At 55.5% G+C, this 13,750-nt stretch carries 13 protein-coding genes; 3 read left to right on the top strand and 10 right to left on the bottom strand.

Annotated elements, in window-relative coordinates; translation table 11 throughout:
• The first annotated feature begins 232 nt into the window (after positions 1 to 232).
• Positions 233 to 1,429: a multidrug efflux MFS transporter EmrD gene (gene emrD / locus CUN67_RS19480; RefSeq protein WP_208716900.1), complete on the top strand. Its 1,197-nt coding sequence runs from the start codon at positions 233 to 235 to the stop codon at positions 1,427 to 1,429.
• Here emrD and glpX read toward each other — a convergent pair.
• The 3 genes from glpX to CUN67_RS19465 all read right to left on the bottom strand — a co-directional run bounded on the left by glpX (position 1,419) and on the right by CUN67_RS19465 (position 4,918).
• Positions 1,419 to 2,429 carry a class II fructose-bisphosphatase gene (glpX, locus tag CUN67_RS19475; RefSeq protein ID WP_208716899.1) on the bottom strand — a complete coding sequence of 337 codons (1,011 nt, stop codon included), beginning with the start codon at positions 2,427 to 2,429 and terminating at the stop codon, positions 1,419 to 1,421. The two genes, emrD and glpX, sit on opposite strands and share 11 nt — an antisense overlap.
• 95 nt (positions 2,430 to 2,524) lie before the next feature.
• Positions 2,525 to 4,039, bottom strand: coding sequence for a glycerol kinase GlpK (gene glpK, locus CUN67_RS19470; RefSeq protein ID WP_208716898.1), 1,515 nt, complete (start codon positions 4,037 to 4,039; stop codon positions 2,525 to 2,527).
• Positions 4,040 to 4,069: 30 nt separating this feature from the next.
• Entirely contained in the window at positions 4,070 to 4,918 is an 849-nt protein-coding gene (locus tag CUN67_RS19465) for an MIP/aquaporin family protein (protein WP_208716897.1), read from the bottom strand.
• Positions 4,919 to 5,349: 431 nt separating this feature from the next.
• Here CUN67_RS19465 and zapB point away from each other — a divergent pair, with 431 nt between their 5' ends.
• Positions 5,350 to 5,589 (top strand): cell division protein ZapB, encoded by a 240-nt coding sequence (gene zapB / locus CUN67_RS19460; protein WP_208716896.1) that lies wholly within the window; start codon positions 5,350 to 5,352, stop codon positions 5,587 to 5,589.
• A 57-nt stretch (positions 5,590 to 5,646) separates the two neighbouring features.
• Here the strand turns inward: zapB and rraA are convergent, their stop codons facing one another.
• The 6 genes from rraA to priA all read right to left on the bottom strand — a co-directional run bounded on the left by rraA (position 5,647) and on the right by priA (position 12,759).
• Positions 5,647 to 6,132 (bottom strand): ribonuclease E activity regulator RraA, encoded by a 486-nt coding sequence (rraA, locus tag CUN67_RS19455; RefSeq protein WP_084877871.1) that lies wholly within the window; start codon positions 6,130 to 6,132, stop codon positions 5,647 to 5,649.
• 153 nt (positions 6,133 to 6,285) lie between these two features.
• A complete protein-coding gene (gene hslU / locus CUN67_RS19450; protein WP_208716895.1) occupies positions 6,286 to 7,617 on the bottom strand; it encodes an HslU--HslV peptidase ATPase subunit in 1,332 nt (443 codons plus the stop codon).
• A gap of 11 nt (positions 7,618 to 7,628) precedes the next feature.
• Entirely contained in the window at positions 7,629 to 8,159 is a 531-nt protein-coding gene (hslV, locus tag CUN67_RS19445; protein WP_084877866.1) for an ATP-dependent protease subunit HslV, read from the bottom strand.
• Positions 8,160 to 8,300: 141 nt separating this feature from the next.
• Entirely contained in the window at positions 8,301 to 9,209 is a 909-nt protein-coding gene (ftsN, locus tag CUN67_RS19440; RefSeq protein ID WP_208716894.1) for a cell division protein FtsN, read from the bottom strand.
• A gap of 147 nt (positions 9,210 to 9,356) precedes the next feature.
• Complete coding sequence (gene cytR / locus CUN67_RS19435) at positions 9,357 to 10,394, bottom strand: DNA-binding transcriptional regulator CytR (RefSeq protein WP_084877861.1); 1,038 nt, start codon at positions 10,392 to 10,394, stop codon at positions 9,357 to 9,359.
• Between the two features lie 166 nt (positions 10,395 to 10,560).
• Positions 10,561 to 12,759 carry a primosomal protein N' gene (gene priA, locus CUN67_RS19430; RefSeq protein ID WP_208716893.1) on the bottom strand — a complete coding sequence of 733 codons (2,199 nt, stop codon included), beginning with the start codon at positions 12,757 to 12,759 and terminating at the stop codon, positions 10,561 to 10,563.
• A gap of 214 nt (positions 12,760 to 12,973) precedes the next feature.
• Here priA and rpmE point away from each other — a divergent pair, with 214 nt between their 5' ends.
• Positions 12,974 to 13,189 carry a 50S ribosomal protein L31 gene (gene rpmE, locus CUN67_RS19425; RefSeq protein ID WP_208716892.1) on the top strand — a complete coding sequence of 72 codons (216 nt, stop codon included), beginning with the start codon at positions 12,974 to 12,976 and terminating at the stop codon, positions 13,187 to 13,189.
• 79 nt (positions 13,190 to 13,268) lie between these two features.
• On the opposite strand, the gene metJ is transcribed toward rpmE, so the two are convergent.
• Entirely contained in the window at positions 13,269 to 13,586 is a 318-nt protein-coding gene (gene metJ / locus CUN67_RS19420; protein WP_013510984.1) for a met regulon transcriptional regulator MetJ, read from the bottom strand.
• Positions 13,587 to 13,750 lie beyond the last annotated feature (164 nt).

Here is a 13,750-nt window from a genome sequence, read left to right as displayed (position 1 = left end):
GATTTCCAGTCCCTGAGTGGTGAAATGGCTCTCAGCGACAAATACACAGCACTTAGCTTCAACTGTAGCGGGTGCTTTACAGACTGGTGTCGCAGCTTGACGAAGTCAGGAAAATTGCTTTGGTCTCCCCCCTCGCTTTGTCATCGAATCCTGATATTTTTGCCGCCATTCATGACAGGCAGCATTTTTTACTGCTGTCTTTACTTTATTTCTCAGACAGACATTTTGTTCCATGTTGATATCTAAAACGGAAAATCGCCGGTTGTTGTTAATGTTGATCGTGCTGGTGGCTGTCGGGCAGATGGCACAAACCATCTATGTACCGGCGATGGCGGCGATGGCAGACACTTTTAACGTGCACAGCGGCGCGATACAGCAGGTCATGGCGGGTTACCTGATCACCTACGGCGGATCGCAACTGATCTATGGCCCACTCTCCGATAGCATCGGGCGGCGGCCGGTGATCCTTGCCGGGATGACGATCTTCGCCTGCGGTGCCCTGATCGCGCTCTTCGCCCCATCGCTGCACATCCTGGTATTAGGAAGTGCCGTTCAGGGTCTGGGTACGGGCGTGGCTGGGGTGATGGCGCGTACCATGCCGCGCGATCTCCACCAGGGAGTGGCGTTACGTCAGGCCAATAGCCTGCTAAATATGGGCATTCTGGTCAGCCCGCTGCTGGCCCCGGTCATCGGCGCATTACTGACGCCGCTGTTTGGCTGGCATGCCTGTTTTGCCTTTTTGCTGTTGCTGTGTCTCGGCGTGACGGCGGCGATGGCGCGCTGGCTGCCGGAAACCAGACCCGCAGAAACGCCGGTGACGCCGTTTCTGCGGCGTTATGCCACCTTACTTAGCGATGGCCACTTTGTCCGTTATTTACTGCTGCTGATTGGCGCGCTGGCCGGTATCGCGGTATTTGAAGCCAGCTGTGGCGTGCTGCTGGGTGGGGTACTGGGATTGGATGGTTTGACGGTCAGCATCCTGTTTATCCTGCCGATTCCGGCCGCCTTCTTCGGTGCCTGGTTTGCCGGACGTGAACAAAAATCCTGGCACACGTTGATGTGGTATGGCGTGAACAGCTGCCTGCTGGCGGGACTGATGATGTGGGTGCCAGCCTGGTTTGGCGTGATGAACATCTGGACGCTGCTGGTGCCTGCGGCGCTGTTTTTCTTCGGTGCAGGTATGTTGTTTCCGCTGGCGACGTCCGGCGCGATGGAACCTTACGCGTGGCTGGCGGGGAGCGCAGGGGCGCTGATTGGCGGTTTACAGAATCTGGGGTCTGGCCTGGTCGCGTGGCTGTCGGCGATGATGCCGCAGCGTGATCAGTTCAGCCTTGGTATGTTGATGTTTGCCACCGCGCTGGTGATGTTGCTGTGCTGGTGGCCGCTCTCACGTCATCCCGAGAGCGGCAGGCAGACGGTTACAGGATAAACGGGTGCAATGCCGCATCTTTACGATCCAGATAATGGATCGACTGAATGCGGCGAATGGTGCGTGATTTACCGCGAATCAGCAGCGTTTCGCTGGTCGCGATATTCCCTTTCCGCGTGATGCCCTTGAGTAAGTCGCCAGTGGTGATGCCGGTAGCGGCAAAAATCACGTTATCGTTGCGCGCCATTTGCTCCAGCGTCAAAACCTTACCCGCTTCAATCCCCATTTCAGCACAGCGTTGTAATTCCTGTTCGCCAAGGCGGCGATTTTCTTCGCTGTCACCTTTTACCTGGTGACGCGGCAGCAGGCGAGCCTGCATGTCGCCATCCAGCGCGCGAATCACCGCCGCAGAAACCACCCCTTCCGGCGCACCGCCAATGCCGTACAGCACATCGACTTCGCTATCGGGCATGCAGGTGAGAATGGATGCCGCAACATCGCCATCGGGAAAGGTAAATACGCGTACGCCGAGTTGCTGTAGTTGGGCAATCACCGCGTCGTGACGCGGTTTTGCCAGAATGGACACCGTCAGCTGGCTGAGTGATTTGCCCAGGGCTGTCGCGATGTTTTCCAGGTTGGTTTCCAGTGGCAGATTAAGGTCGATAGCGCCATGCGCGCCGGGACCAACAATCAATTTTTCCATGTACATATCAGGTGCGTGCAGGAAACTTCCTTTATCGCCTACTGCCAACACGGCCAGCGCATTGGCCTGGCCTAACGCGGTCATGCGGGTGCCTTCAATCGGGTCAACGGCAATATCGACCACATCACCCTGGCCGGTACCCACCTTTTCACCGATGTAAAGCATGGGCGCTTCGTCGATTTCACCCTCACCGATCACAATCTGACCGTTGATATCGATGGTGTTCAGCATAATACGCATGGCGTTGACGGCAGCACCGTCGGCAGCATTCTTGTCGCCGCGTCCTAACCAGTGATAGCCCGCCAGCGCGGCGGCTTCGGTAACGCGGGAAAATTCAATCGCGAGTTCTCGTTTCATGGTCTGCACCTGACAAAAAACAGGCGGGCAGTGTAGCACAGCGGGGGAAAGCGGCGGGAAAAACCCGCGGCAGGGTGCCGCGGGTTGCAGGGGGATTACTCTTCGTGTTCTTCCCAGCTCTGGGCACGAGCGACAGCTTTCTTCCAGCCCGCATAGCGGACATTACGCTCAGTGGTTTCAATGCTCGGACGGAATTCACGTTCAATTACCGCTTTGGAACGTACTTCTTCCAGGTCATTCCAGAAGCCTACTGCCAGACCGGCCAGATACGCTGCACCCAGCGCGGTGACTTCACGTACTTCCGGACGCTCAACGCGCGTGCCCAGAATGTCGGACTGGAACTGCATCAGGAAGTTGTTCGCAACGGCACCACCATCCACGCGCAGAGATTGCAGGCGGGTGTTGGCATCATTTTGCATCGCTTCCAGTACATCACGCGTCTGGAAGGCAATCGACTCCAGCGTGGCGCGAATCAGATGATTGCCGTTAACACCGCGAGTCAGGCCAAAGATCGCGCCACGTGCATACGGGTCCCAATAAGGGGCGCCGAGGCCAGTAAAGGCGGGCACCATATACACGCCGTTGCTGTCTTTCACTTTCTGCGCGAAGTATTCAGAGTCAGCAGCATCGCTGAACAGCTTCATCTCGTCACGCAGCCACTGGATCGCCGCACCACCGATGAATACCGCGCCTTCCAGGGCATAGTTCACCTCGCCACGCGGGCCGCAGGCAATGGTGGTCAGCAGACCGTGGGTTGAGGTAACCGCTTCCGTACCGGTGTTCATCAACATAAAGCAGCCAGTACCATAGGTGTTTTTCGCCATACCCGGCTGTACACACAGCTGACCGTAAAGCGCGGCCTGCTGGTCACCGGCAATCCCGGCGATCGGAATACGCGTACCGCCTTTACCACCAATGTTGGTCTGACCGTAGATTTCAGACGAGCCTTTCACTTCCGGTAACATTTCACGCGGAATGTCGAGGATTTCGAGCATGCGCTCATCCCACTTCAGCTCATGAATGTTATACATCATGGTACGTGAGGCGTTGGTGTGGTCGGTGATATGCACACGGCCCTGGGTCATTTTCCATACCAGCCAGGTATCCACGGTACCAAACAGCAGCTCACCACGTTTGGCACGTTCGCGCGCACCTTCAACATTATCGAGGATCCACTTCACTTTGGTGCCGGAGAAGTACGGGTTAATCACCAGGCCAGTGGTGTGCTGGATATACTCTTCCAGGCCTTCTTTCTTCAGCTTGTTACAGTAATCCGCTGTACGCGGGTCCTGCCAGACGATGGCGTTATAAACCGGGTTGCCGGTGGCTTTATCCCAGACAATGGCGGTTTCACGCTGGTTAGTGATACCAATGGCGGCGATTTCGTCAGAACGGATGTTGGCATGAGCCAGCACTTCAACCAGCGTCGAACTTTGTGACGCCCAAATGTCCATTGGGTCATGTTCAACCCAGCCCGCTTTCGGGTAGATCTGGGTGAATTCGCGCTGCGAGACGGCGACGATGTTGGCGTCGTGGTCCAGAATCACGGCACGAGAACTGGTTGTGCCCTGGTCGAGCGCGACGATGTATTTTTTATCTGTCGTAGTCATATGATTTTCCTGATGATCTAAAAGTGAAACTTACGCTTTACGCTGCTCAGCGCGCGCGACCTGATTTTCTGTCTTGCTGGCTACCGGGACGTTAACTGGCAGGTGACGGCCAATCAGTGCGCGGTAACCGAAAGCTCCGAGGCAGGCACCAACCAGCGGGCCAAAAATCGGAACCAGGAAGTAAGGGATATCTTTGCCACCGGTGAAGGCGACGTTACCCCAGCCGGCCAGCCATGCGAACACCTTCGGACCGAAATCACGAGCCGGGTTCAGGGCGAAGCCAGTAAGCGGACCCATAGAGCCACCGATCACCGCGACCAGCAGGCCAATCAACAGCGGAGCCAGCGGGCCACGTGGTACACCGTTGCCATCATCGGTCAGCGCCATGATGAGAGACATCAATACCGCCGTAATCACCATCTCAACCAGGAATGCCTGACCTACACTGATATGGGGATTCGGATAGGTAGAGAAGATACCTGCCAACTGGAGGCTATCTACGCTGCCGCGTACCATCTGATGGCTTTGTTCGAAATCAAAGAACAAATTGTAGTAAAGGCCGTAGACCAGCGCCGCCGCACAGAACGCACCTGCAACCTGCGCCACAATGTAAGGCAGCACTTTGCGACCTTCAAAGTTGGCAAACAGGCAAAGCGCCACGGTGACTGCCGGGTTGAGATGAGCGCCTGAAACGCCAGCACTCAGATAAACCGCCATGGAGACAGCTAAACCCCAGATAATACAAATTTCCCATTGGCCGAAGCTGGCTCCGGCCAGTTTCAGTGCAGCAACACAGCCCGCGCCGAAAAAGATAATCAAACCGGTACCAAGAAACTCGGCGATGCACTGACCTGTTAGTGTGTTCGTTGTCTGGCTCATAATGGCATTCCTGAAGCGAGGTTAAATTTTATCAGTTGTTGTTCTCAATCCGTTGAGTCACCCAGCGCTCTTGTAGGGCTGCTGTAAATTTATCGTTAACGAGCATAAACGAGAAATAGCGAAATTGAATTCTGTGTGGTGTGTCATAAAAATGCGCGTTTTCGCGTCTTTTGCGTTTTTTTAAGCACTAATACCCCGGTTGTTAATAAGGAATTTCTCGTCATGGGGGAGAAATTCCTCCAATGGGACGCATTTTTTTAGGCATTGACTGAAAAGTGTTACAGACTCCCTTTGCAAGCCTTGCGCCGCTGGACTTGCCGGGGCGCGCTACATACAATCGGGACATCGTTGCTGGCCGCGTCATGGACGGGCGCGCGTTGCGTCGGGTCGGCACCATCAACGCCTTGCAAGATTTAGGAGAGGTCAGAAAGATGTCATTTGAAGTGTTCGAAAAACTGGAAGCGAAAGTACAGCAGGCGATTGATACCATCACCCTGTTGCAGATGGAAATTGAAGAGCTGAAAGAGCAGAACAATACTCTGAAGAATGAAGTTCAGCAGTCTTCCGGTAACCAGGATGCCCTGGTGCGTGAAAACCAACAGCTGAAAGAAGAACAGCATGTGTGGCAGGATCGGCTGCGCGCTCTGCTGGGAAAAATGGAAGAAGTCTAAGCGTACTTTGAACGCTTACAACAACGGGTGCCGCGGCACCCGTTTTCGTTTCTGATATTACTCAATATCGAGCGCATCTTCAGACAGGATGATACCGGTATTGTCAGCGTAGAGGTGGTCGCCGGAAAAGAAGGTCACGCCACCAAAATTGACGCGGACATCGCTCTCGCCAATGCCTTCCCCGGCGGCACCGGCCGGAATCGCTGCAATGGCCTGAATGCCAAGCTCCAGCTCCTCCAGTTCGTCAACCTGACGCACCGATCCGTACACCACAATGCCTTCCCACTCGTTTTGCACCGCGAGGCGTGCCAGCTGCGCATCCACCAGTGCACGGCGCACCGAACCACCGCCATCGACCAGCAAAACACGACCCCGGCCATTTTCTTCCAGCAGATCGTACAGCAGGCCGTTGTCTTCAAAACATTTCACTGTGGTTATCTGACCACCGAATGAGGTGCGTCCACCAAAGTTCGAAAAAAGCGGTTCAACAACGTTCACTTCTTCATGGTAGATGTCGCAGAGTTCAGATGTATCGTATTTCATAGGGATGTCGTCTGTTTGCCACAGGAGCGGTAAGTATATCGCTATCTGGCAAGTGTTGGCAAAATCATCACCCACTAAAAAAAGCGCTGCATCAATATCCTGCGCAAAAAAATGCCCGGCACAGTGGCCGGGCATGATTGTTGGGGCAGTGGCTTACAGGATAAAGCGGCTGAGGTCTTCGTCGGCCACCAGCTGATCCAGATGCTTGCCAACATACTCCGCGTCGATGATGATCGATTCACCATCAAGATCGCTGGCGGCGTAGGAGATATCTTCCATCAGACGTTCCAGCACCGTATGCAGACGACGTGCACCGATGTTCTCGGTGGTTTCGTTCACCTGCCATGCCGCTTCGGCAATGCGGCGAATACCGTCGTCGGTGAAATCAACGTTCACGCCTTCTGTCGCCATCAGCGCTTTGTACTGCACGGTGACTGACGCATTCGGCTCAGTCAGGATGCGCTCAAAGTCGTTCACCGTCAGCGCCTGAAGTTCCACACGAATCGGCAGACGACCCTGTAATTCCGGAATCAGGTCAGACGGGCTGGCGACCTGGAACGCACCGGAGGCGATAAACAGGATGTGATCGGTTTTCACCATGCCGTGTTTAGTGGAGACAGTACAACCTTCCACCAGCGGCAGCAGGTCACGCTGCACGCCTTCACGGGAGACGTCCGGGCCGGACGACTGGCCGCGTTTACAGATTTTGTCGATCTCATCGATAAACACGATGCCGTGCTGCTCAACCGCTTCGATGGCATCCTGCTTCAGTTCTTCCGGGTTCACCAGCTTGGCGGCTTCTTCTTCAATCAGCAGCTTCATGGCTTCTTTGATTTTCAGCTTACGCGGCTTCTGCTTCTGTCCACCCAGATTCTGGAACATGGATTGCAGCTGGCTGGTCATCTCTTCCATGCCCGGAGGGGCCATGATTTCCACACCCATTGGCGCGGCCGCCAGATCGATTTCAATCTCTTTGTCGTCCAGCTGGCCTTCGCGCAGTTTTTTGCGGAAAGACTGGCGAGCGGCAGAAGGCTCAGCGGTATGCTCTGGCTGGCCCCAGTTATTTTTCGCTGGTGGGATAAGCGCATCGAGAATGCGGTCTTCCGCCATCTCTTCGGCACGGTATTTGTTTTTCTCAATCGCCTGAATACGTACCATTTTCACGGCAGCATCGGTCAGATCGCGAATGATGGAGTCCACTTCTTTACCGACGTAACCGACTTCGGTGAATTTGGTGGCTTCCACTTTGATGAACGGTGCATGCGCCAGTTTTGCCAGACGACGGGCAATCTCGGTTTTACCGACACCGGTCGGACCGATCATCAGGATGTTTTTCGGGGTGACTTCATGGCGCAGCTCTTCGTCAAGCTGCATACGACGCCAGCGGTTACGCAGCGCAATGGCCACAGCACGTTTCGCGCCATCCTGGCCAATAATAAAGCGATTCAGTTCGCTGACAATCTCGCGGGGAGTCATCTCAGACATGATTCAGATCCTTACGCCTTAGAGGGTAATTCTTCAAAGTTAACATTATGGTTGGTGTAGATGCAGATATCGCCAGCGATATTCAGCGCTTTAGCCACGATATCTTTCGCACCCAAATCGGTATTTTCCAGCAGGGCGCGTGCCGCTGCCTGGGCGTAAGGTCCACCCGAACCGATAGCAATCAGATCGTTTTCTGGCTGAATGACATCACCGTTGCCGCTGATGATCAGTGAAGCGGATTCGTCCGCCACCGCCAGCAGGGCTTCGAGGCGACGCAGCATCCGATCGGTACGCCAGTCTTTAGCCAGCTCGACAGCCGCTTTCACCAGATGTCCCTGATGCATTTCCAGCTTGCGTTCGAACAGTTCGAAGAGGGTGAAGGCATCTGCAGTGCCGCCAGCGAAACCGGCGATGACTTTGTCGTTGTAAAGACGACGCACTTTTTTAACGTTGCCTTTCATTACGGTATTGCCGAGAGTAGCCTGGCCATCACCGCCAATCACTACCTGGCCGTTGCGTCGTACACTTACTATTGTTGTCACGGGCAGACCCCTTGTTGCAGTAGATAAAGGACTCCGCGCACCGGGCGCGGAGTATCATGCAAACTGATATGGGGTAGTTATCAGGAGTTTCAACCCCGATTTACCCGCATATTCCAGGGCTCTCGGGGGAACTCAGATTATTCAGGGGATAGCGAGGGGAATACAGCTTCCGTGGCCGGAGCTGTGCAGGCGTTTCACCGTGCTGTCCGCACTGCTGCGATCCTTGAAGGGGCCAATGACCACTCGATTCCAGCCACCACCGGTGGTGATACGGCTCTCGAAGCCTTCGAAGGCCAGCGCCGCGCGTGCGGATTCCGCCTGGTCAGTTCCTTTAAACGAACCACATTGCACCATCCAGCGCTGTGACGACGTCTTCTCAACGGGTTTGGCTTTCACGGTTTCCTGTGGTCGGGTCTGCGGCTCTGGCTCACGCGTAATGGGAGCCGGCTGCGGCTGACGGGTGACCGGTTGCTGCTGCATCTGTTGCTGGCGTTGCAGCTGCTGTTGCTGGGCCTGCTGCTGACGTTGCACCTGCTGCTCTTGCACCTGCTGTTGGCGCTGCAACTGTTGTTGCTGCTGCTGACGTTGCAGGGTTTGCTGGCGCTGCGCCGGGGTTTGCTCGTTCCACGGCACTTCATTCAGTTGGGTCGGCTGCTGGCGCATATCTGCCTGCATCTGTTCCAGTAACTGGCGTTGTTCGTCGGTCAACTGCGTTTGCGACTGAATGCCACCGCCGGCAGAAGGTTCCGTGGGTGTAGGCACTGTCAGCTGGCGGTTTTCCAGCTCTTTGATGTACTTCCAGCGTTCTTCCGGCTTCGGCGGCAGCCCATTACCGGCCGCTTTATGATCCGGCATCACTGGCGTCTCTTCTTTCTTATGATGGGAGATGAACCATAAGCCACCGGCAAAGGTGACCAGTACGGCCGCAGCCAGTACGATCATCAGTTTGGAGGTGCCAGAACCGCCTTTGCTTTTCTTGCTGCGGCCTGTGCTTTTTTTGCGACGCGTCCCTGTTGAACGCCCGCGGCCTACGTAATCTCTTTGTGCCACTCTCGTTCTGATACCCTTCAAAAAAATGCGGGCCTGTAAATATGCTGTTAATTGCCCGGCAAGGAATTCGCCATGTTACTCAAGGGCCGGAACTTTGACCAGCGGAGTCTGCCTTCAGAATCCGCTGAAAATGCGGTGTAAAGGTGGTCATTTTTCGCGTTTTGCGGCGGGAGCCGTACTTCCACGCACGCGTAATTCCGCATCCAGCAGGCGTGAACCGTTGTTAACGCGTTTCCCCTGCAACTCATCCAGCAGCAGTAGCATCGCCTCACGACCGATATCAAACCGTGGCTGGGCGACGGTGGTCAGCGGCGGATCGTAATACTGCGCCAGCTCGATATCGTCGAAACCCACTACCGAAAGGTCCTGCGGAATACGCATACCCAGCTTGCGTGCCTGGTTCATGGCACCCAGTGCCATCAAATCACTATGACAAAACAATGCCTTAGGCGGATTTGGCAGGCTCATCAGCTGCTTCAGCGCATTGGCTCCGGCTTCGAAAGTAAAATCGCCATGTACAATCAATGTGGGATCGACCGGCAGGCTGCTACGGCGTAGCGCCTGAATGTAGCCCTGCAAACGATACTGGCACAGCGGGATATGTTCGGGGCCGGTAATACAGGCGATCTGACGATGACCGAGTTGCAGCAAATGGTTCACCGCTTCAAACGCGGCGGTCAGGTTATCGATGTGTACCGTGGGCAGCGCCATCTCCGGTGCGAATTCGTTGCCCATCACCATCGGTGGCAGGTTGCGCTGGTCTTCCACGCCTGCCTCAAAGGGCAGCTGTGATCCGAGCAGCACCATGCCGTCGATCTGGCGTGTCAGCATCAGATTGAGAAATGTTTTTTCCTGCTGATTCTGATGCGCGCAATCGCCAATCAACACCAGATAACCTTCCTGGGCGGCGGTCACTTCCACGCCACGGATGATTTCGCTGAAGAAGGGATCACAAATGTCGGGCACAATCACCAGGATGGTTTGCGTCTCACCACGTTTGGCATTGCGTGCCAGGCCGTGGGGGGAGTAACCGACGGCAATCACTGCCTGTTCCACTTTCTGGCGGGTGGCAGCTGAGACTTTTTCCGGATTCATCAGCGCACGAGAAACCGTGGCGGTCGAAACGCCGGCTTTCTCTGCCACATCTTTCATGGTGGCGGCGGATGAGGGTTGCTTCTGGTCCAACGTTTACTCCTGACGCAGTTCGGCGCGTTGAATTTCTGTCGAAAGCCGGGCATCTGCCGGGTCGGCACTATTGTTAACCGAACCCCGGGCGGTGTTGTTACTTAATTTGCATAAAAATTGTGACTTGTGCGACTTTTTTCGATCCGGCTCGCAGATGTGACGCGCGTCAGCTCTCGGTCGGGTCGATATCCAGCGTCCATTTGACTTTACGCGCAGCGGGTAGCGTCGCAACCAGCGGCAGCGAGCTGCTGAGCAATTGTTGCAGACGTTTGCGTGACGGATGTTGCAGCAGCAGCTGCCAGCGCCAGCGTCCGCTGCGTTTTGGTTGCAGCGCCGGAACCGGCCCCATCAGCCACAGCGACTGATCTTTCAGTGGGCTGGCTTCCAGTAAGTTTCTTAACTGACTCAGAAATTCGGCCGCCTGCTGATTATCCAGATCTTCCGCGCGAAACAGCGCATGGCTGGTCCAGGGGGGCAGATGCACCGACTGACGCTCCAGCAGCGCCTGCTCGGCAAACGCGAAATAACCGCGATGCAGCAAGGTTTGCAGCAATGGATGCTCGGGATGGTGCGTCTGCAATAACACTTCGCCTTGCTTGCCCGCACGACCGGCACGGCCCGCGACCTGAGTATAGAGCTGCGCGAAACGCTCGGCAGCACGGAAATCGGCCGAGAACAACGCGCCATCGACATCTAATAATGAAACCAGCGTGACGTCGGGGAAGTGGTGACCTTTCGCCAGCATCTGCGTCCCTACCAGGATGCGCGCACCGCCGCGATGAACATCTGCCAGATGCTGCTCCAGTGCGCCTTTGCGGCTGGTGGTATCCCGGTCGATACGCGAGACCGGGACGCCAGGGAAGAGGGTACCGAGCTGTTGTTCCAGCTGTTCCGTGCCAACGCCGACCGGCATCAGGTGGGTAGAACCACATTGCGGACACTGATGTGGCAAGGGGCGCTGGCTGTCGCAATGATGGCAGCGTAGCTGACGATGATGCTGGTGCAGGGTGTAATAACGATCGCAGCGCTGGCACTCTGCCAGCCAGCCGCAGTCATGGCACATCAGGGCTGGCGAAAAACCGCGTCGGTTAAGGAACAGCAGCACCTGATTATTCGCCTGCAAATGCTGGCGCATTTTGCCCAGCAGCGCCGGTGCCAGCCCGCCTTTTAGCTGTTGTCCTTTGAGATCAACTAATTGCTGTAGCGCGGGTTTGGCATTACCCGCGCGTTTGGTGAGATTGAGCTGGCGATATTTGCCATTGCGCACATTGTGTAGTGTTTCCAGTGCCGGGGTGGCGGAACCCATGACAATCGGAATATCTTCCTCATGGGCGCGGAATACAGCCAGATCACGTGCCTGATAACGCCAGCCTTCCTGCTGCTTGTAGGAGCTATCGTGCTCCTCATCAATAATGATCACACCGGGACGCGCCAGCGGCGTAAACAGCGCCGAGCGGGTACCAATGACAATGGCGGTTTCACCACTGCGCGCCCGCAGCCAGACGGCGAGGCGTTCGCTATCATTCAGCGCCGAATGCAGTACATCAATCGGTGCGTGGAAGCGTTCACGAAAGCGGGCAATGGTTTGTGGCGTCAGACCGATTTCCGGCACCAGCACCAGCGCCTGTTTTCCTCGCGCCAGCACATTTTCCAGCACGCTGAGATAGACCTCAGTTTTGCCCGAACCGGTGATACCGGCCAGCAACCAGGCGGCGTAGCGATCGTCTTCGCTGCGAATGGCACCCACTGCCATCGCCTGATCGGTGTTAAGCCGCAACCTCTCACCTTTAACGGCGAACGTGTCGCGCCAGTCAACTAATTGCGCCGCGTGTTCACGCAGATCACACAAGCCTTTGGCGCGCAGCGCCTGTAACGCGGCATCGGTGAGGTCATGGTCGCTGACCTGATGACGATAAAGTGGCTGCTGCCGTAATGCTGCCAGCGCCTGCTGCTGCTTGCGTGCACGCTTCAGGCTTTCTAACGCCACTTCGCGCCCGGCATCATTAATCACCCATTGCCACAGCGGTGCTTCCTGGGCTGGTTTGCCCTGGCGCAGCAACACGGGTATGGCGTGGTTCAGCACTTCACCCAGCGGTGAATGATAATACTGCGCTGCCCACTGTAAAATGCGCCACAGTGCCGGAGAGTAGAGGCTGCTGCTATCGAGTATTTCATCAACCTGCTTCAGCTGTGTCAGCGGCAGATCGCTGGTTTCACGCACCCCGACGACGATGCCCACCATTTTACGGTTGCCAAATGGCACGCTGACGCGCACGCCCGCTACCGGCTGCGGTGCATCGGCAGGCAGCAGGTAGTCAAACAGGCGAGGCAGCGGGACGGGCAGGGCAACCTGAACAACGGGCATGACAATCTCTATCCGGTTCTGTAATAAGGAGAAGTAGTGTACACGCTGGCGCGGCAAGCGGATATCTTGCCAAAAGCGGTCATTTTCTGTATACTGCGCGCCGCCTTTGATGAGAAACGCTCGTCAAAGCTTACACATATTGTTCAACCGCGTGTGGTGCTGTGCAGGTTTAACCTGGCACGGAGAGCGACACGGCCTTTTATGAGGTTCTCCCATGAAAAAAGGTATTCACCCGAAATACGAAGCAGTGACCATCACTTGCTCTTGCGGTAACGTGATCAACACTCGCTCTACTATGAGCCACAACCTGAACCTGGACGTGTGCGGCAAATGCCACCCGTTCTACACTGGTAAACAACGTGTTGTTGACACCGGTGGCCGTGTTGATCGCTTCAACAAGCGTTTCAGCCTGCCGACCAGCAAGAAATAAGATTTGTTTGTCGTCGGCTCTTTCGGGAGTCGGCAACAAGAAAAAACCCAGCTTCGGCTGGGTTTTTTTGTTTCTGGCGTCAGTATTCCCAGGTATCGGGATTGATGCCCATCTCACGCATGATTTTCTTCGCTTCTTCCGGGATCTCATCACTGCGTTCTTTACGCAGATCAACGTCGTCCGGCAGAGGCTGACCGGTGAAAGCATGCAGGAAGGCTTCGCACAGCAGCTCACTGTTGGTGGCATGACGCAGGTTGTTCACCTGACGGCGGGTACGCTCGTCCGTTAAAATCTTCAGCACTTTCAGCGGGATAGAAACCGTAATCTTTTTGACCTGCTCGCTCTTCTTACCGTGCTCAGCGTAAGGGCTGATATATTCGCCGTTCCATTCAGCCATGGGTTACCTTAATCAATAAAAGTGGAATGTGGGGAAATCCGTTGATTATGCCCGATTTTTTGGTGCCTGACCCCTGAAAGTGCAGGTTTTATGCTTAAACATCACTTTCCCGAAGAAAGCGCATTTTGAACACCAGGCGATGACGCGTAATTTTAGCGGGTATT

Origin of the sequence: Pantoea cypripedii (genome assembly GCF_011395035.1) — a bacterium.
Classification (GTDB): domain Bacteria; phylum Pseudomonadota; class Gammaproteobacteria; order Enterobacterales; family Enterobacteriaceae; genus Pantoea; species Pantoea cypripedii_A.
This window is presented reverse-complemented; position numbering and strand designations above follow the sequence as displayed.